General features: G+C 72.5%; 17 protein-coding genes. 6 read left to right on the forward strand and 11 right to left on the reverse strand.

Translation table 11 applies throughout. The annotated features are described in order from the left end of the window. Nucleotides 1–157: 157 nt before the first annotated feature. The 4 genes from HNR22_RS04885 to HNR22_RS04900 all read right to left on the reverse strand — a co-directional run bounded on the left by HNR22_RS04885 (nt 158) and on the right by HNR22_RS04900 (nt 6909). Nucleotides 158–2254 carry an APC family permease gene (locus tag HNR22_RS04885; protein ID WP_179779270.1) on the reverse strand — a complete coding sequence of 699 codons (2097 nt, stop codon included), beginning with the start codon at nt 2252–2254 and terminating at the stop codon, nt 158–160. Between the two features lie 87 nt (nt 2255–2341). Further along, nucleotides 2342–2743, reverse strand: coding sequence for a hypothetical protein (locus HNR22_RS04890; protein ID WP_179779271.1), 402 nt, complete (start codon nt 2741–2743; stop codon nt 2342–2344). Nucleotides 2744–3108: 365 nt separating this feature from the next. Next, complete coding sequence (locus HNR22_RS04895; protein ID WP_179779272.1) at nt 3109–3879, reverse strand: DUF5995 family protein; 771 nt, start codon at nt 3877–3879, stop codon at nt 3109–3111. Between the two features lie 135 nt (nt 3880–4014). Next, entirely contained in the window at nt 4015–6909 is a 2895-nt protein-coding gene (locus HNR22_RS04900) for a helix-turn-helix transcriptional regulator (RefSeq protein ID WP_179779273.1), read from the reverse strand. Between the two features lie 194 nt (nt 6910–7103). Between HNR22_RS04900 and HNR22_RS04905 the strand changes: the two genes are divergently transcribed. Continuing rightward, nucleotides 7104–9359, forward strand: coding sequence for an AAA family ATPase (locus tag HNR22_RS04905; protein WP_179779274.1), 2256 nt, complete (start codon nt 7104–7106; stop codon nt 9357–9359). Between the two features lie 186 nt (nt 9360–9545). Here HNR22_RS04905 and HNR22_RS04910 read toward each other — a convergent pair whose 3' ends face one another. The 6 genes from HNR22_RS04910 to HNR22_RS04935 all read right to left on the reverse strand — a co-directional run bounded on the left by HNR22_RS04910 (nt 9546) and on the right by HNR22_RS04935 (nt 15103). Beyond that, nucleotides 9546–10364 (reverse strand): class I SAM-dependent methyltransferase, encoded by an 819-nt coding sequence (locus HNR22_RS04910; protein WP_179779275.1) that lies wholly within the window; start codon nt 10362–10364, stop codon nt 9546–9548. Nucleotides 10365–10465: 101 nt separating this feature from the next. Then, nucleotides 10466–11074, reverse strand: a complete 609-nt coding sequence (locus HNR22_RS04915; RefSeq protein ID WP_179779276.1) for a hypothetical protein — start codon at nt 11072–11074, stop codon at nt 10466–10468. A gap of 85 nt (nt 11075–11159) precedes the next feature. Then, entirely contained in the window at nt 11160–11726 is a 567-nt protein-coding gene (locus HNR22_RS04920) for a dienelactone hydrolase family protein (RefSeq protein ID WP_179779277.1), read from the reverse strand. 55 nt (nt 11727–11781) lie between these two features. After that, complete coding sequence (locus HNR22_RS04925; protein WP_179779278.1) at nt 11782–12888, reverse strand: nucleotide disphospho-sugar-binding domain-containing protein; 1107 nt, start codon at nt 12886–12888, stop codon at nt 11782–11784. Nucleotides 12889–13037: 149 nt separating this feature from the next. After that, a complete protein-coding gene (paaK, locus tag HNR22_RS04930; protein WP_179779279.1) occupies nt 13038–14345 on the reverse strand; it encodes a phenylacetate--CoA ligase PaaK in 1308 nt (435 codons plus the stop codon). 131 nt (nt 14346–14476) lie between these two features. Further along, a complete protein-coding gene (locus HNR22_RS04935) occupies nt 14477–15103 on the reverse strand; it encodes a TetR/AcrR family transcriptional regulator (protein ID WP_179779280.1) in 627 nt (208 codons plus the stop codon). Between the two features lie 175 nt (nt 15104–15278). Between HNR22_RS04935 and HNR22_RS04940 the strand changes: the two genes are divergently transcribed. Then, entirely contained in the window at nt 15279–15749 is a 471-nt protein-coding gene (locus tag HNR22_RS04940) for a nuclear transport factor 2 family protein (RefSeq protein WP_179779281.1), read from the forward strand. Between the two features lie 26 nt (nt 15750–15775). Here the strand turns inward: HNR22_RS04940 and HNR22_RS04945 are convergent, their stop codons facing one another. Beyond that, the gene (locus HNR22_RS04945; RefSeq protein ID WP_179779282.1) at nt 15776–16102 is read right to left on the reverse strand and encodes a hypothetical protein; all 327 of its coding nucleotides are present in this window, start codon (nt 16100–16102) and stop codon (nt 15776–15778) included. Nucleotides 16103–16244: 142 nt separating this feature from the next. Between HNR22_RS04945 and HNR22_RS04950 the strand changes: the two genes are divergently transcribed. Genes HNR22_RS04950 through crcB form a run of 4 tightly spaced genes read left to right on the forward strand, consistent with a single transcriptional unit; the run spans nt 16245 to nt 18089 of the window. Continuing rightward, nucleotides 16245–16448 carry a hypothetical protein gene (locus HNR22_RS04950; RefSeq protein WP_179779283.1) on the forward strand — a complete coding sequence of 68 codons (204 nt, stop codon included), beginning with the start codon at nt 16245–16247 and terminating at the stop codon, nt 16446–16448. Between the two features lie 14 nt (nt 16449–16462). After that, nucleotides 16463–17221 (forward strand): class I SAM-dependent methyltransferase, encoded by a 759-nt coding sequence (locus HNR22_RS04955; protein ID WP_179779284.1) that lies wholly within the window; start codon nt 16463–16465, stop codon nt 17219–17221. 32 nt (nt 17222–17253) lie between these two features. Beyond that, nucleotides 17254–17730, forward strand: coding sequence for a CrcB family protein (locus HNR22_RS04960; protein ID WP_179779285.1), 477 nt, complete (start codon nt 17254–17256; stop codon nt 17728–17730). After that, nucleotides 17727–18089 carry a fluoride efflux transporter CrcB gene (crcB, locus tag HNR22_RS04965; RefSeq protein ID WP_179779286.1) on the forward strand — a complete coding sequence of 121 codons (363 nt, stop codon included), beginning with the start codon at nt 17727–17729 and terminating at the stop codon, nt 18087–18089. Before HNR22_RS04960 ends, crcB begins: the two co-directional genes overlap by 4 nt. Nucleotides 18090–18107: the final 18 nt, after the last annotated feature.

Here is an 18107-nt window from a genome sequence, read left to right on the forward strand (position 1 = left end):
CCTGCCTGCCTACCGTGACCGCGCGCCGATCCGGGCGCGGGGCGCTCGACGTACCGCCGACCACCAGACGTCACGATAAGTCCGTAATACGGACAAGAAGGTGTGAACGTGAATAGTGCCCTTATTCATCTTTGGAACCCACCAAAAGGGCACCCGATCACCCGCCGACGTGGATCCCCGGCCGACGCAGCGGGTCCCGCTCGGTCCGACGGATGATCTCCCGTACCACCGGTGGGGTGTCTCCACGACCGAGGATGAGATAGCGCGCCAGGTGCGCGATCGGGCTCCCCTCCGACCACTCGAAGTGCGCGTGCGGACGTACCCCGGTGGCGTCGCGCAGGGCCAGGAGGATCGCGGCGATCGCGTTGGGCGCGGCCGGGCTGCTGGCCCGCAACACGCGAAAGCCCCCCACCTCGATCCCGTGCACCCGCAGCACCTGACTGAACCCCGACGGGTCGACCACGTCGATCTCCAGGAACAGCACGTCCGCGGCCCCGGGCACCGGGTTCATCCCCCGCTGCGCCCGTTCCTTGACCGTGTACTCCTTCACCGAGCCCTGCTGCCGCTTGTTCGCGATCAGGTGCAGCTGCCCGTCGTGGGCCAGCGACTCGGTGATGAACCGACGGGCCGGCTCGTCGAACTCGATCCGCTCGGCACGCAACTCGGTGGTCCGGGTGACCCGGGAGACCAGCGAGACCGCGATGATGCCGAGGATGAACAGCGCGGAGATGGTGATCCCGTCCGGCTGCTCGACGACGTTCTCCAGCAGCGCGTACAGCAGCACCAGGGTGAGCACCGTGAAGCCGATCGCGGCGGCACGCTGGTGGCTGCGGGCCGCGGAGATCGTCACCGCCACCGCGCCGGAGACCATCATCGCCAGGATGCCGGTGGCGTACGCCCCGGCCTGGGCGTTGACGTCGGCCCGGAAGGCGATGGTGATGGCCACGCTGACCACGGTGTAGACGATCACCACCGGGCGCACCGCCCGCGCCCACTCCGGCGCCATGCCGTACGAGGGCAGATAGCGCGGCACGATGTTGATCAGCCCGGCCATCGCCGAGGCGCCGGCGAACCAGAGGATGAGCACGCTGCTCACGTCGTAGACGGTGCCGAACACCTCCCCCAGGTAGGTGTGCGCCAGGAACGCCAGCGCCCGCCCGTTCGCGGCGCCACCCGGGCGGAACTCCTCCTCCGGGATGAGCGCCGTGGTCACGAAGGTCGTCGAGATCAGGTACACCGACATGATCAGGGCGGCGGTGGTGAGCAGCCGGCGGGTGTTGCGGATCCGTGCGGCGAGTCGGGCCTGCTTGTCCGGACCGTCGGCCGAGACCAGGGGCATCATGCTGACCCCGGTCTCGAAACCGGACAGCCCCAGCACCAGCAGCGGGAACGCCAGCACGGCGGTGAGCAGCACACCGCCGGGCCCGCCACCGGTCTCGGTCAACGCGGCGGTCCAGTCCGACACGATGTTCGGGTCGCCGACGATCCGGACGACCGCGACCACGACGATCACCGCGTTGAGCACCAGGAAGACCGCGACCAGCGGGATGGCGACAACCACCGCCTCGCGGAACCCGAGCAGGAACACCCCGCCGAGGATGAGCAGCAGCACGACGGTGACCACGACCGGCACCAGGGGGCCGTGCAGGGCGTCCGGCAGGTACGGGTTCTCCAGCAGGTGCACTGTGGCGTCGGCCGAGGAGAGGGTGATCGTGATGATCCAGGAGGTGGCCACGAAGCCGAGCAGCACCAGGACGAAGATCTTGCCCCGCCAGAACGGCAGCAGCCGTTCCAGCATCGCCACCGACCCCTGGCCGTGCGGGCTCTCGTGGGCCACCCGCCGGTACATCGGCAGCATGCCGAACAGGGTGAGCGCGACGATCAGGAGGGTCGCCAGCGGGGAGAGCGCGCCGGCCGCCACCGCCGCGATGCCCGGCAGGTACGACAGGGTGGAGAAGTAGTCCACGCCGGTCAGGCACATCACCTGCCACCAGGCGTGCCTGCGCTCCTGCCCCTCGGTCGCCTCCGGGCCGGGGGGCTGCACCTGGTGCTGGAAGAGCCACCGGCGCAGTCGGCTCGCCGGCGGCCCCGAACGGACCGGGGTGGGCACGCGTTCGGGCACCACGACGCCCTGCCGGCCGCTCCGGTGCGGGCGGGCCGGGTCGCGGGCCGCCCGCAGCGCCGGGTCGGGCCCGTTCGGTGTGTGCCGGCGTCCACTCCAGCGTCGTGGTTTCGCCCGGTGCTCGTCACCCATCGTCCGTCCCACCCTCACAGGTCCTGATCCGACGGTAGGCGGTGGCCGGGGGCCCGGCCGGCGGAAACGGGGACGTGGACGGCCTGCTCAGGACAGGTCCGGGACGGCGAGCAGCCGGGCCAGCGCCGGCGGGTCGGTGATGGTCACCGTGACCGCCGGGTGCCGTGGGCGCCCGCCGGGCACCAGGGCCGGCACCGGTTCGCCGAAGCGCAGACAGATCCCGCCAGCCGTGCTGGTGCCGAAGCTCGCGCCCCCGTCGGCCAAGGACAGGTGCGGCCCGATCACCCGCCACCAGCGGTACGGGCCGCTCAACTCGACGCCGGTCACGTTGTCCCGGCGGGTCCGCAGCCGCCACGGCCCGTACCGGATCGTCAGGTCCCGGTCGGTCACGGCCACCCAGGCCGTCGCCGGGCGGATCCCCAGCAGCGCCAGCGCCGGGCGGAACGCCGGATCGAAGCGGAACGGAAACCGCGTCGCGGCCTCGGTCATCGCGCACCGGGCCGGGCGGTGGGTCGCGACACCGGGCCACCCGGCCGCAGGGGCCCGGGCCGCGCCGGCCGGGGTCGGGCGGCGGGACGGTGCCGGGCCAGGACGGTCATGGCGCGGGCGTACCCGTTGCGCGCCCGCCGACACCCCCGAATCTCGCACCGTCGCCGCCCCTCCCCCACCGCCGGCCGGCACCCCCCGGGCCGGCCGACGGTGGCAGACGGTCGACACCCCCCGGGCCGACCGGCTGTTCTCCCCGGGGGCCGACCGAACGTCGGGCGACCACGCGAGGTGGGTGGAGCTGGTGGAACGCGTCCCCGCGCTCCGCCGCCCCCCACGGGGCGGAGCGCGGGGACCCCCCGTCCCGACTACTGCAGGAACGCCCCGAGGGGCGAGAGCAGCAGCCGGCCGAGCGCCGCGGCGTTGTCGTCCAACCGCATGCGCTCACACTCGCGGGCGTCCGGGTCGTGCCGGCACCGCCAGATCTTCTGCGCGTTACGCCAGGCGACATCGCGGGTGTACTCGACCAGTTCCCCCTGGTACCAGTCGTCGATGTCGCCGTTGAGCATGTCGATGAGCAGCTGCCACCGCTCCAGATAGCCGCGGCGCAGGCCGGGGATCTTGTCCGCGAAGATCTTGTTGATCTCCAGGTAGTCGTGGTGCTGGTCGCTGCCGTCGACCGGCTCCGACTCCAGGTGGTCGAACGTGGTCACCAGGGCGAACGGCAGGTCGAAGTTGATGTGCGCGTTGACCCCGGCCGCCGCCGAGGGCAACGGGCGGGCGTCCGGCCCCCGCATCCGCTCGAAGAGACACGACCACGCCTTCGGCGTGCCCGGGCTGGAGTCGGTCCACATCCGCATCGCGTCGAAATAGCGCGCCGCGAACTCGACGTCGAGCCGGGAGAGGAACGCCGGGTCGACGAAGCGGTCGTCGTACAGCCCGTCCAGCACACTGCTGGTGATGGTCAGGTAGAGCCTGTTGAAGTCGGCCAGTGGGCAGCTGGCCTCCAACGGAGGCAGCCGCACCAGCATGTCCTGAAGCTTGGTGAGGTGATCGACCACGGCCGGCACGTCCGCGGGATGGTCGGCGAGCAGGTCGACGATGTCCCGGTGCACGGGCCCCCAGACCGGTTCGGTCATCTCTCCTCCATGGTGGTCGGCGGCATCCCCCGTGCCGTCGTCGACGCGGCCCAGCCTCTCAGCCGACACCCGTGCGACGGATCAGTAGAACGACGTATCCCGGCGCGCGCACGGGCCTACGTACGACGGGGTCGATCAGCCCCGGTGGTTGCGCAGCTGGATCGCGCTGGCCTGGACGCGGGTGCGGACCTGGAGCTTGTCGAAGATGTGCGACACGTGCACCCCGATGGTCCGCTCGCTGATGAACAGCCGCTGACCGATCTCCTTGTTGGTCAGCCCCTCGGCGACCAGCGCGAGCACCTCCCGCTCCCGTGCGGTGAGCGCGGCCAACTCGTCGTCGGACTCCTCGGTGGGCACCCCGCGGGTGGCGCCGTTGGGCTCCCGCTCCTCCAGCGACACCCGGGCCCGCCCGGCCAGCTCGCGGATCTCCGAGGTCAACGGCACCGCGCCCAGCCCCTGCGCCACGTGGTACGCCTCCCGCAACAGCTTGCCGGCGGTGGCCACCCGGCTGCGACGAGCCAGCAGCGCCTCGGCCTGCCGCAGCCGGGAGTACGCCGCCGGGTAGGGGTGATGACGTCGGTCCCACTCGGCGGCCGACACGGCCCACAGCTCCGGGTCGCTGCCGTCGAGGCGGCTCACCTCGGCGGCACAGAGCGCAAGGAAGCCCTCCACCACCGAGCGCACCGGTCGGGCCGCGCCGGCGCTCTTGCGCGCCACCCGGTCGGCGACGTCCCGCAACCGGCGTACGGCGGTCGGGTCCACGTCCACGGTGCGGCTGGCGTGCGCCTCCGCCTCGGCGCGCAGCCCGTGCCAGACCAGGGCGGACAGGATCATCACGTCGTCGGAGCGACTCTCGGTGAGGCCGCGCTGGACCGCCAGCCGCGCCACGTCGTGCCGGCCCTCCCACATGGCCAGCCCGGACCGCAGGGTGAGCAGCGGGATGACGTGGCGCGCCCCGCCGCCGGCGAGCAGGGTCGCCACCGCGTCGAGGTCCCGACCGGCGGCCTCGATGTCCCCGTAGCCCACCGAGAGCCGGCACCGGGCGAGCAGCAACTCGACGGCGTCCGCGCCGGAGGGTCGGTGCCGCAGGGCCGCGGCGACCACCTTCTCGGCCTCGGCCCACTGGCCCACCCGGAACAGCCCGTTGATGGCGATGGCCAGCAACCGGGTGCCCCAGGTGCGGCCCAGCCCCAGCTCGGCCACCCGCTCGGCGCCGCGCCGCGCCACCACCACGCCCTCTTCGAGGATGTTCAGCGGCCCGGTCAGCAGCTCCGCCAGGTGCAGGTAGGCGCAGGCCACGTCCTCCGGTTGGCCGGCGCGCTCGGCGGTGTCGAGGGCGTCGCGCATGACCGCCAGACCGGCGTCCGGGTCTTCCAGACAGGCGTCGCTGAAGCCCAGCGCCGAGCTGGCCAGCACGACCTCGGTGGCGGAGCCCTCCACGTCCTCGGCCAGCGCCAGCGCCTCGCGTGCCCGCTCGCCGGCGTCGGCGTAGCGGCCCAGGTGCAGCAGCAGCTCGGCCAGGCGCGCGGCCGCGGCGGCGCGGTCACGCGGGGAACAGTCCGCCGCCTTCAGCGCCCGCTGGTATTCCTCCTCGGCCAGCGCCGAGCGGCCGGCGGCGGCCAGGTAACGGGCCCGACGGATGTGCAGCGCGCAGCTCGGCTCGCCGCCCCGCAGCGCGGCCAACTCCTCCAGCAGGGCCAACGCGCGGGCGTGCTCCCCGCAGTGGTGGGCGGCCTCGGCGGCGTTCTCCAGCAGCTCGACGCGGTCCACCGTCAGCGGGCCCGGGTCGGCGGCCAGTTGCAACGCCGCCGACCAGTGCCGGTGCGCCTCGGCGTAACCGTGCAGCCGCTCGGCCTCCTGCGCGGCGGCGACCGCCGCCGGCAACGCGCGCGCTGGCTCACCGGCCAGCCGCCAGTGGTGTGCCAGTCGCGCCTGGTGCAGCTCACCCGGCGCGGCGGTCAACGCCTCGGCGTAGCGGCGGTGCAGCCCGGAACGCTCGGCCGGCAGCAACTCGTGGGCCAGCACCTCGGCCACGAGGCGGTGCCGCAGGCGGTAGCCGTCGTCGGCGCCGACCAGCAGCCGGTGTGCCACAGCGGCGCGGGCGGCGTCGATCAGCTCGTCCTCCGGCAGGCGCAGCACCTGGGCCAGCAGCCAGTGCTGCACTGGCTCGACACCGGCGGCCACCGCGTGCACCACCGCGTGCGCGTGCTGGGGCAGCGCGTCGACCCGGTCGAGGAAGATCTCCCGCAGCGTCTCGGACAGACCGTCGCGGCCGTCGCGCAGGTCGCGGGCCAGCTCCTCGATGACGAACGGGTTGCCGCCGCTGCGCTGCCACACCTGCTCGGCCGCCTCGGCGGACAGTGTCCGGCCGACCACGGCGGCGGCGAGCTCCTCGGTGTCGGCCCGGTCCAGCGGCGCCAGGTCGAGCACCCGCACCGTGCGCAGCCGGCGCAACTCGGTGAGCACCCGACGCAGCGGGTGTGCGCCCTGCAACGACTCGGCGCGCACCGCCGCCAGCACCGAGAGCTGGAGGTCACCGAGCCCGGCCAACAGGTAGAGCAGCAGCTGCCGGGTGCTGCGGTCGACCCACTGCAGGTCGTCGAGGATCAGCACCAGCGGTCGACCCTCGGCGATCAGGTGCAGCCCGCGCGAGACCCGCTCCAGCAGCGCTCCCGCGCCGTCCGGGCCGGCGGTCTCGTCGGCGAACATCTGCAAAAGCCCCCGCACCGCCGAGGATGTGCGGGCGCGCGTGGACAGATCAGCGTCGAAACGCCGCAGCGCCTGCAACAGCGGGTGCAGAGGCGACGCGTCGCCGATGTCCAGACAACTGCCGGTGAGCACCACGGCGCCCTGCTCACGCAGCCGGTCGCCGATCTCGCCCAGCAGCCGGGTCTTGCCCACACCGCTCTCGCCGGTCAGGAAGACGGCGGCGGTCTGCCCGTGCGCGCCGTCACCGAGCAACGCGGACCGAACCGTCTGCACCAGCTCGGCCCGACCCACGAGCGGTGCGGTGTCCACATCGCTGGCCATGGCACGCAGCCTAATCACAGGGCCCCTCACCGTTCTACGGCCATACGTCGCTTGTGGTACTCCTCGCGTCGACTTTGCGACTAAAGGTTGCGGGTGGCCGACATACGTCGTTCGGCAGATCCCCCGTGAGCCCAGGAATGCCAATCTCCGGAGGTCATCAGGCATGAGCGGGGAGAAGGGCCGGTGCGATACCCATGACCACCACCATCGTCGACGCGCAGCGGACCTCGACCCCGCACTGGCCGGTGCCCCAGGAGAGACGCACAGTCACGGTGCTCTTCGCGGACATCGTCGGCTCCACCGCGTTGGTGGACCGACTCGACCCGGAGGACGTCCGCGCGTTGCAACGGGCCTACTTCGACACCGTGGCCGGTGTGCTGCACCGCTGGCAGGGGGTGGTGGAGAAGTACGTCGGCGACGCGGTGATGGCGCTCTTCGGCGCCCGGCACTCGGACGGCTTCGACGCGTACCGGGCGGTGCGCGCCGGGCTTGAGATCCAGGCCGCGCTGGACCGCCGACCGATGGTCGGCGACAGCAGACTGCGGGTCCGCGTCGGCGTCGCCACCGGCGAGGTCGTGGTCGACCTGGGCAGCGCCGTCAGTGGCGGGCACGGCGTGGCCAGCGGCGCGGTGATCACCACCGCGGCCCGCCTGCAAGAGTACGCGCCACCCGGCGCCGTCGCGCTCTGCGCGGCCACCGCCCGTGCCACCGCCGGCCTGATCACCCAGCGTCAGCTGACGCCGGTGCCGGTCGCTGGCCGGGTGCCGCCGATGCCGGTCTGGCACGCCGTCGGTCCGGTCCGTCCGGGCAACGACCGGCACGACGGTCCGCTGATCGGTCGCCGCCGCGAGCTGGCCACGATCCGCGACCAGTTGAGCCGGGCCATCCGCGAGCACGACCCGCGCTGGATCTCCCTGGTCGGCCCCACCGGCAGTGGGCGAAGCCGGCTGCTGCACGAGTTGACCCGTGGGCTGACCACGGTGGACGGGATGCCGGTGCGCTGGTGTGTGGCGACCTGCCAGCCGTACCCCGATCAGGTCATGGCGCCGGCAGCCGAGCTGCTCCGCGGCCTCGCCGGGGTACGGCACGGTGACGGCCCGGCGGTGGTCCACGACCGGTTGGTGGCCGCCCTGGCGTCGCTGTTCCCGCCGGAGCGCGTCGCGGCGGCGATCCCGGCCCTGCAGCGGTTCCTGACCACCCCGGACGGCTCCTCGGCGGCGCTGGCGGGGGCGGCGATCTGCCGGGACGTCCTGCTGCGTCTGGCCGCGCACCAGCCGCTGATCGTCGCCGTGGACGACGTGGACCGGGCGGCGCCGGCGATGAGCCGTTTCCTGCACGCGCTGTTCAGCACGGCGACGGCGCGCGGGTTGCCACTGGCCCTGATCACCCTGCACCAGCCGCAGTGGGCCGACACGCGGCCGAGCCCGGCCCGACGGGTGACGATCGGGCCGCTGGCCACGGTGCAGTCCGGGCGGCTGCTGCGCCACCTGCTCACCCGCGCCGGGCAACCCGTGACCCTGGCCGACCGGCTGCTGCCCCTGGTGGGGGGCCGTCCCGGGCACGCGGCGGCGTACGTGCGGTCGATCGTGGACGGTGCCGACCGGGTGACGCTCCCGCTGCCCGACGCGGTCCGCCGGGCCGTCTGCGCGGAGCTGGACCACCTCGACGGTGAACGGCGGGCGGTGCTGATGGCCGCTGCCACCATCGGCGGTGTGGTCGCCAGTGCTGCCGTCGACCGGGCCCTCGGTTGGGCGCCGGGCCGGTCCGCGCCGGCCCTACGCGGGCTGGTCGCGGCCGGGCTGCTGCTCCCCCGGCGCGCCGACGGGTACGCGTTCGTCACGCCCGCGCTGCGCCAGGTCGCCGCCGAACGGTTGCCCCGCGCGTTGCGGGCCGTCTTCGGCCGCCGAGCCGCCGAAGCACCGCGCCTCGACCCCGTCCGCCCGGACGCCGTCCTTGCCCGTGACCGCGCTGCGGCCGACCGAGCTGGGTCCGATCGAGCTGCCGTCAGCAGCTCGGGTGTGCGGCGCGCCGAGGTCGTGCCCCTCGACGTCGTTCGCGCCCGGGACGGCCGCCTCGACGGCGTCCTCGCGGTGCCGCCCTCCGGCGCCACCGACCCGCTGCGCCGAGGCCTCGCCAGCCCGACAATGGCCACCTCACCGACCGCGCCGACCCGCGGAGCCAACCGACCGTTGGGCTTCCGCCGGCTCCGGGCCGTTGCGCCGGCTGGTGACGTGCCGCCGACCCGGGCGTCCGCGACACCGAACAATGCGGGCGGTCACTGGCCTGCGGCCCCCGACCGGTCCCCGACAACGATCCGCGCGGTGCCTGCCGTGCCGGGGCCACCCGGACGCGCGGCGGCTGCCGGTGCCGGGGCTCCACCGGACGTGGTGCGCACCGGAGGGCGCCTGCCGTTGATCCGCTGGCCGACTGGCCTGGCCGCCTCCGCCTGAGGGACCGGCGTCGTCACTCGTCCCGTGACGTTGGCAGCTGAGCAACTCGACACGCCGAGCACCCGCCTGCTGAGCTGCCACCGATCGGCACAACCGTCCCCAGCAGGTCTCGGGAGCGAGTCAGGACGGTCGCCCGCCGAACTGCCAGCGGTGCACCCGCAGCGGGCCGGGCGCAGCCGGGTCGTCCTACGGCACGGACGCCGAGGCCAGCAGCGCCGCGGTGGGCCGCGCGAGCAGGCCGTCCGGGTCGCGGTAGGGGGCGGTCAGCTCGTTGTACGCGGCACGGATCCGCACGATCATGGCCGCTGGTTGGGTCTCCATCAGCAGGCCCGGCCTGCTGATGCCGTTGGCGGGGCCGCCCCACCACGCCTCGGGGTCGGTGCGATGCGCCCAGGTGATCGTGTCGCAGCGCACGTCGACGAGACCGGCGGCGTCGAGCAACCCGGCGAACCCCTCGGGGGTACGGGGAAAGTCCCTCTCCGCGTCCACCCTCGGCACCGACGTCGGACGGTCGACCCCGGCGGCGTCGAAGACCTCGCCCCAGAGGCTCTGCGCCTCGGGCGGCGGGTCGGGCCAGATCGTCACCGCGATCCGTCCGCCCGGCCGGACGACCCGTCGGAGCTCGCCGATCGCGGCGAGCGGGTCGCCCACGTGATTGATCACGAAGTTCGCCACGGCCGCGTCGAAGGACCCCGAGGAGAACGGCAGCCGGGGCAGGGCGGCGAGGCGGACCTCCTCGGCGGACGGGACGCGGCTGCGTGCCAGCTCCACCATGCTGGGCTCGGCATCGACGGCCACGACGGTGGCGCCGCGGGCGCTCGCCAACCTGGCCACCGTCCCGGAGCCGGTGCCGGCGTCGAGTACGCGGGTGCCCGCGCCGACGTTCGCGGCGTCCAGCAACGACGGCGCGGGATGGGCACAGAGCGCGGCGAGGCTACGGTCGTACGCCGCCGCGCGCCCCGCCCAGCGCGACCGCTCGTGATCGTCGAACGCCGTCGTCGTCATCGCCACACCCCCGCTCACGGATCTTGAGGTGGCGCCACGATATCGAACAAGGTGCGTCTGAGGGCTGCGGTCGCACAACCCGCAGGAAACGGCCCAGGGCCTCATCGCTGCGGAGGGATCGCCGCCCTGTCGCCTGCCGAGGTCGTCGTCTCGGCGTCGGCGTCGGGCTTGGGGCGAACCTCTCCCCCGACGCTGGAGCGCGACGGCCGCCATCGGGCTCTGTGCCCCGTGACGAGGGGATGGGCCTGCGGTGCGCCGGCGCGGATCTGCTGCTGAAGCAGGTGCAGCGTCGGCCACCACTCGGGGTGGCTCTCCACCACCTCGTCGAGGATCGGGCTGTGCCGCAGCATCTCGGCCGGCCAGTGATGCCACGAGTGGGCGAAGTTGAAGGCCGGCAGCAGCGAGGCCATCTGAAGATTGCACTCCAGCACGTCGCCGAGCAGTTCCGCAAAGGTCAACAGCTTCGCCCGCTCCGCGTCGTCCGGCGTGCAGGGCTTCCCCTCGAAGAAGTACGGCCGCGCCGACGGGTCCTGGAGCAGACGTTCGTGCCAGGACCGAATGAGGTTGTTGACCTCGACAAGCGCGGTAGCCGAACCGATGCCGTTGTTGATACGGCTCTGCCTCGCCACCTCCCGGGTCTGTAGCGCGGAGAAACACAGCGACACCGCGACCAGCACCAGACCAACGACGCTCAGGACCGTTTCGTTCACGCCGGCACGCCTTTCGATTGCGAGAGTCCGCCTGTCCTCACGCTACGGCGGCGACACAACCACTGACCGTGGCTGGACCTGACCCTCAGCAGGCGGCCAGGAAGGCCAGCACGCGGGGCCAGGTCGCCGCGGTGGCGTCCGGGGAGTGCTCCGCCAGGCCCGGGTCGGTGAACAGGTGCCCCACCCCGGGGTAGCGGAAGACCATCAGGTCGGCCCCAGCGTCGGTGAGCGCCTGCTGCCACTCCTCGACCTCGTCCGGCGAGTCGTACGGGTCCGGGTCGGCGAGGTGCAGCTGCACCGGCAACCCGGGCCGGACCGCGTGGGGCGCGCCGCCGGTGCCGTGCAACAGGAGCAGACCCGCGGCGTCGGGGCGCTCGGTCAGCAGCGCCCCGGCCACACCGGCGCCCATCGAGAGGCCGGCGAGCACCGTCTCCGGTGGAAGGTCGCGCAGCGCTGCCCGGGCCCGGTCGAGCACCACCTCCTGGCCGATCTTGTCGAGCAGCGCGAAGCCCTCCTCGACGGTGTCGGTGGCCGGTACGCCGTAGAGGTCGGGGATGGTGACCTGATGGCCGGCGGCGCGCATCCGGTCGGCGGCGGCGCGCACGGCGGGCCGCAGGCCGTACACGGAGTGGAACAGCACGACGTGTCGCATCACGTCATCCTGCCGTAGCCGACCGCGCACCCGGTGTGGCCACGCGGGGCGAGTCTCAGACCAGTGCCGCCAGGCGCGCGACGAGGTCGGCGGGTGGAGGCATCGCGGCGATCTCCCGGCTGACCTGCCCGGCGGCGGCACGCAGGCTGTCGTCGGTGAGCAGCTGGGTCAGCGCCTGCGCGGTGATGTCCCGGGGGCGCAGGGCCAGGCCGGCGCCCCGCCGGGCCACCAGCTCGGCGTTGTGCCGTCGGTCCCCCGGACCCACAGTGGCCAGTTGGGGCAGGCCGGCGGCGAGGGCTCCGAGTGCGCTGCCCGCCCCTCCGTGGTGGATCAGTGCCGCGCTCGCCGGCAGCGCCTCGTCGAGCGGAATCCAGTCGACCACCCGCACGTTCGCGGGCAGTGAACGCGCCGACCGCTCGTCCGGGCGGACGAGCACGATCTCGGCGTCCACGTCGTCGGCGGCGGCCACCACGGCGGGCATCGGCCCCCGGTCACCGGGGCCGGTCAGGGTGCTGCGGGTGACCAGGATCCGGGGCCGGTCACCCGGCTCGCGCAGCCAGGCCGGCAGCTCGCCACCGCCGACGTAGGACGTGTAGCGCATCGGCCAACCGCCCTGTGCGGCCACGCTGGGCGGGGCCACGGCGAGGGCGGCGGCGGGTGGCGGCAGCTCACTCAGGCCGTGCCGGCGCAGTGCGCCGCCGAGTCGGGCCACTGTGGCGCGGACCAGGTCCCGGCCGTCGAACAGGGCGTTTTCCTGGCGTACGGCAGGCACGTCGAGCCGCGCGGCGGCCACCGCGCCAGCCACCGCGAACGGTTCGTGCAGCACCAGACCCGGCCGCCACCGGGTGGCAAGCGCGACCACCGGGTCGGTGAGCTGGTCGTTGAGCGCGCCGAACAGCAGACCGGCGCCCCGGGTGCCGGCGGTGCCGGCCAGCTCGGCGCGCGCGATCAGCGGATGGCGGGGGAAGACCCGAAGCGCGATCCGGCCGAAGTCGAAGCCGGGTGCGATGTCGTGCACGGGCAGACCGGCGCCGGCGGCGGCCAGGCCACCGCCGCCGGTGGCCAGCAGCACGTCGTGGCCAGCGTCGCGTAACGCGACGGCGAGCGGCACCAGCGGGAAGACGTGCCCGACCAGGGGCGCGGAGACCACCAGCACACGCATGGGCAGGATCTTATGTCCACGACGCCCCGGGAACCGCCGACAGAACCCGCGACGCCCTCTGACCACACCAGTTGCCCCACAACCGGGGCAGCTCTACAGGAGACAGAACTGCGGCCCGGTCCAGGACGAGACCGAGTGTCGGCCGTGGGTCAGCCGGCCGCCCGCTGGTCGACGATGCGGCGCATCTTGCCCATCGACCGCTCCACGGCGTCCGGGGCGAGCACGTCGACCGCCACGCTCACACCGATGGTGTTCTTCACCAGCTGGACCAGTGTCGCCCCGGCCCGTTCGGCGGCGTCCACACCAACGCCGGCCCGTCGTTCCACCCGCACGGTCAGGGTGTCCAACCGGCCCTGCCGATCGAGTACGCACTGGAAGTGCGGCGACAACTGCGGCGTCCGCAGGATCAGCTCCTCGATCTGGGTGGGGAAGATGTTCACCCCGCGCACGATCATCATGTCGTCCGTCCGACCGGTGATCTTCTCGATCCGGCGCATCGGCCGGGCGGTGCCGGGCAGCAGCCGGGTCAGGTCGCGGGTGCGGTAGCGCACGACCGGCATCGCCTCCTTGGTCAGCGAGGTCAACACCAGCTCACCCCGCTCACCGTCGGGCAGCACCGCCCCGCTGACCGGGTCGATGATCTCGGGGTAGAAGTGGTCCTCCCAGACGTGCAGCCCGTCCTTGGTCTCGACGCACTCGGTGGCCACGCCGGGACCCATCACCTCGGAGAGCCCGTAGATGTCCACCGCGTGGATGTCCAGTCGCTGTTCCATCTCCCGGCGCATGTCCTCGGTCCACGGCTCCGCCCCGAAGATGCCCACCCGCAGCGACGTGGCGCGCGGGTCGACGCCCTGGCGCTGCATCTCGTCGGCGATGGCGAGCATGTAGCTGGGCGTGACCATGATGACCTCGGGTTCGAAGTCGCGGATCAGCATGACCTGACGCTCGGTCATGCCGCCGGAGACCGGGATGACGGTGCAGCCCAGCTCCTCGGCGCCGTAGTGCGCGCCCAGACCCCCGGTGAAGAGCCCGTAGCCGTACGCGACGTGCACCCGGTCGCCGGGACGGCCCCCCGAGGCGCGGATCGACCGGGCCATCAGTCGCGCCCAGGTGCGCAGGTCGTCGCGGGTGTAGCCGACCACCGTCGGTCGGCCGGTGGTGCCGGAGGAGGCATGCAACCGGGCCACCCGCTCGCGGGGGACGGCGAACATGCCGAACGGGTAGTTCTCCCGCAGCTCCGCCTTGCCGGTGAACGGGAAGCGGGCCAGGTCGTCGAGGTCCCGGCAGTCGTCGGGGTGCACCCCGGCCGCGTCGAACGCCCGGCGGTAGTGCGGCACGTTGTCGTACGCGTGCCGCAACGACCAGCGCAGCCGTTCGCGTTGCAGGTCGCGCAGCTCGTCGATGCCGGCGCGCTCGATCGGCTCCAGCTCCTCCGCGCGAGGGGTGCGGTCCTGCATCGCGTGCCTCCTTGGCGCGGCGGTCCCAATGGGGCTGCGGGTACCGTACGCCCGCAGTGGTCGCGCCCCGGGTGCGGATGTGCGGACCTACTGAGGAGAGTCCGCCCTGGCAGTGTCCAGACGTCGGGCAGTCAATCCCGCACCGACGGTCGATCATCGGCCTCTTCCATCGGCTGACGGTGGAGCACGCGAAGCGAGTCGAGTGCGACCGCGGTGAGAACGCCTCGACCGACACCGGCGCGGCCGAGCAGCTCCATCCCTCGAGTGATGGCGACGAAGTAGACCGCCAGCGATTGCACGTTCGCGTCCTCCGGGATCTCCCCGCTTTCCCGCGCATGTTCCAGGCATTGAGCGTAGACCCCGGCGAGCTGTTCGATGCCGGCCTTCGCGGACGTCGAGAGTGGATCCTCCGCACCGGTCGATTCGACCAGCGCACGCGTGGTAAGCGAGACCCGCCGATCACTGCCACTGAACTCGATCGCCATCACGAGCATGTGACCCCGAATGCGTTCCAGCGGCGAAGCGTCATCGTGTCCCAGCGCTTCCGAGACGGCCCGCGTCGCTTCGTCCCGATCCTCGGAGAGCGCCCGGAGAAACAATTCCCGCTTGCCGCCGAACGCGTTGTACAAGCTCTGCTTCCCCAGACCAGTCGCCCGCACCAGGTCATCCAGTGTCGCAGCGGCAAGGCCGTGCACGGCGAACACCTCGCTGGCGCTGCTGACGACATCGCTCTCGAGGAACTTGCGGGGACGAGGCATGTGAGCAAGCCTACGTTATTGACCATATGGTCAAAAACCTGCTAGCTTCGTGGAGCGCGCCTCAGTGAGACCACGACGGAGCCGTCGTCGACCCGGGAGACCCGTCGCCAATTGACTCCTGCCGTGCGGCAGCAACTCAACTGCCGTCGACACCAAGCACCAAGGAAGAGCAGAAGTGAAAAGTAACGAAGAGGTTGTTCGCGAGGCATACCGGCTTGCGGAGGGGAACGTCCTCGATGGAGACGGTTTTCGCGCCTTGTTCACCGAGAATGGGGCGTTCAACGACATGCCGAATTCGCTAACCTTCCGCGGGGACCAGATTCCTCTGGCGCTGACGGGTTTCGCCAGCGTTTTTCCCGACGTCCACCGTGAGCTACTCGAAGTGCATGCGCTCGGTGATGTCGTTGCCGTCGAACTCCGGATTCAGGGAACGCATCTCGGCGGGTTCCCGACCGCGGTCGGCGAAATTCCGCCGACCGGTAACCGGATCGACGTGCCGACGGCGGATCTCTGGTATCTCCGTGACGGAAAAATCGAAAGGTTCAACTGTTACAACGCAGCGAACGTGCTGCTCGCTCAAATCGGGGCCAACCCCGACTTCAACTCGGCAATCGAGGCCTCCAAGGCAGCCGGCACAGGGGCGTAGCACCACCGCGCAACGCCGAGCATGCGTCAAGATCTCCGCGGTCGCCGGATCTCCCCTGGCTTGAACGTCACGTACCTCGGTGATGCGGCCCCGGCAGTCATGGCCCAGAGTCGGAAACGTTCGCCACCGAGCCGCGAAGCGTGGGAGTCGACGCGAGTGAACGGCGGCGGTCGAGCAGGATCCCGCAGCAGGGCGAGGTGTTCCTCGTTGACCAGCGGGCGCAGGCCAGCCATGCGGGGGCCGACCACGTCGACGACCTGTTCGCCAGCGGCGAGCAGCCGGGTGGCGAGGTGCGCGGCGGAACGCTTGTGCGGTTCCACACCGGTGATCACGCGAGCCGACATGACGCTCAACAGGCCCTCCCATGCTCGATCCACCTGGGCCGTCGAGCATGGGAGGGCAGCGCAACTTCGAGCCGAGCAAACCCCTCTTGAGCCTCTCCCCGCTCTGGAGCGAGGCCCGGCGCGCAGGCCAAATGAGAGCCACACGACTGGCGTGGACAGCCGCATCGAGAGCGGCCGCGCCCTTGATCCTCACGTTCGGTGCATCGATGCCGGACCAGCCGATCAGCGCAAGCGTCGTCCGCTCGGCAAGGCCCCGGTCGGCGCGCCAGCGACCGCCTATTCGCATCTGATCAAACAGGCGGCAGCTATTGCAAATAATGTGCAACAAGGTCTGGACAGCGTGGCCGAGCGGTAACTAGCCTTCCCGTCATGAGTCCTTACATCACGGATGCGTGGGCCTGGCAGGAGAGCTGGGACCGTCAGCAGGAGGCCTACCTACCGGACCGGGAACACCGGTTCACCGCCATGCTCGACACCGTCGACGCGGTCCTCGACGGTCGGCCGCCACGCGTGCTCGACCTGGCCGGCGGCACCGGCAGCATCTCGCTGCGCACGCTGGCCCGCTTCCCCGGCGCCGAGGCGACACTGCTGGACCTCGACCCGGCGCTGCTCGCCATCGCCCGCTCGTCGCTGGCCGACCGGGCCACCATCGTCACGGCCGACCTCGGCACCCCCGACTGGCGCGACGCGCTCCCCCACCGCGAGTACGACGCCGTCCTCACCGCCACCGCCCTGCACTGGCTGCCGGCCGACCGGCTCGGGCAGCTCTACGCCGAGCTGCGGGACGTGCTGCGACCGGGCGGGGTCTTCGTCAACGCCGACCACATGCCGGACGACGGCCTGCCGGAGCTGACCAAGCGGCTGATGGACCGGGCGAGGGACCGGCGCAACGCCCGGTACGCGGCCGGCTCGTTGCTGTCCTGGTCGGACTGGTGGAAGCAGGCCGGGGCGGACCCGGCGCTGGCGCCACTGGTCACCCAGCGGCAGGACATCTACCCGACCGGGCACAGCCCGGAGTGGAATCCGCCGGTCTCCTGGCACCTCGCCGCACTCACCGCCGCCGGGTTCACCGAGGTCGGCACGGTGTGGCGCGGCGGCCCGGACGCCGCCGTCGCGGCAGTACGCTGACGCCGCCGTCGCCGGCACTACGCTGAAAAGCCGTGCCAGAACCATCCGAGCCGCGTAGCGACCCCGACGTCGACCTGCGCGTCCCCGCCGACCGCCGCGAGCTGACCGTGCGCCCCGCGACGATCCTCGCCGCGATCGCGGCCGGCGGGGTGCTCGGTGCGCTGGCCCGGGCCGGCCTGCAACACGCCGCCCCGCACCCGCCAACCGGCTTCCCCTGGGCGACGTTCGCCATCAACACGTCCGGCTGCCTGCTGATCGGCGTGCTGATGGCGGTGCTCGGGCACCTCGGCGGTGGGCACCCCCTGGCTCGTCCGTTCTTCGGGGTCGGGGTGCTCGGCGGGTTCACCACGTTCTCCGCCTACGCGGTCGACATCCAGCAGGCGCTGGTCGCGGGCGCGCCGGGCACCGCGCTGGCGTACCTGGCGGCGACGCTGCTCGGGGCACTCGTCGCGGTCGGGCTGGGCGACGCCGTCACCGCCTCGCTGCTGAGGCGGCGGGTGGCCCGATGACCGTGCTGCTCATCGCCCTGGGCGCGGCCGTCGGCGCGCCGTTGCGTTACCTCACCGACCGGGCGGTCCAGTCCCGGCACGACTCGGCGTTTCCCTGGGGCACGTTCACCGTCAACGTGGTCGGCTCGCTGCTGCTCGGCGTGCTCGTCGGGTGGCCGGCCGGCCCGGCGGTCACCGCGCTGCTCGGCACCGGGTTCTGCGGCGCGCTGACCACCTACTCCACCTTCAGCTACGAGACGTTGCGGCTGGCGCAGGGCGGTCACCGGCTCCTCGCGCTGGCGAACGTCGTGGGCAGCGTCGCCGTCGGGCTCGCCGCGGCCGCCGCCGGCTACGCCCTCACCCGCGTCCTGCTGGGCTGACCTCCGAACGCCGCCCCC

This window comes from Micromonospora jinlongensis (assembly GCF_013410645.1).
GTDB classification, from domain to species: Bacteria; Actinomycetota; Actinomycetes; order Mycobacteriales; family Micromonosporaceae; genus Micromonospora; species Micromonospora zamorensis.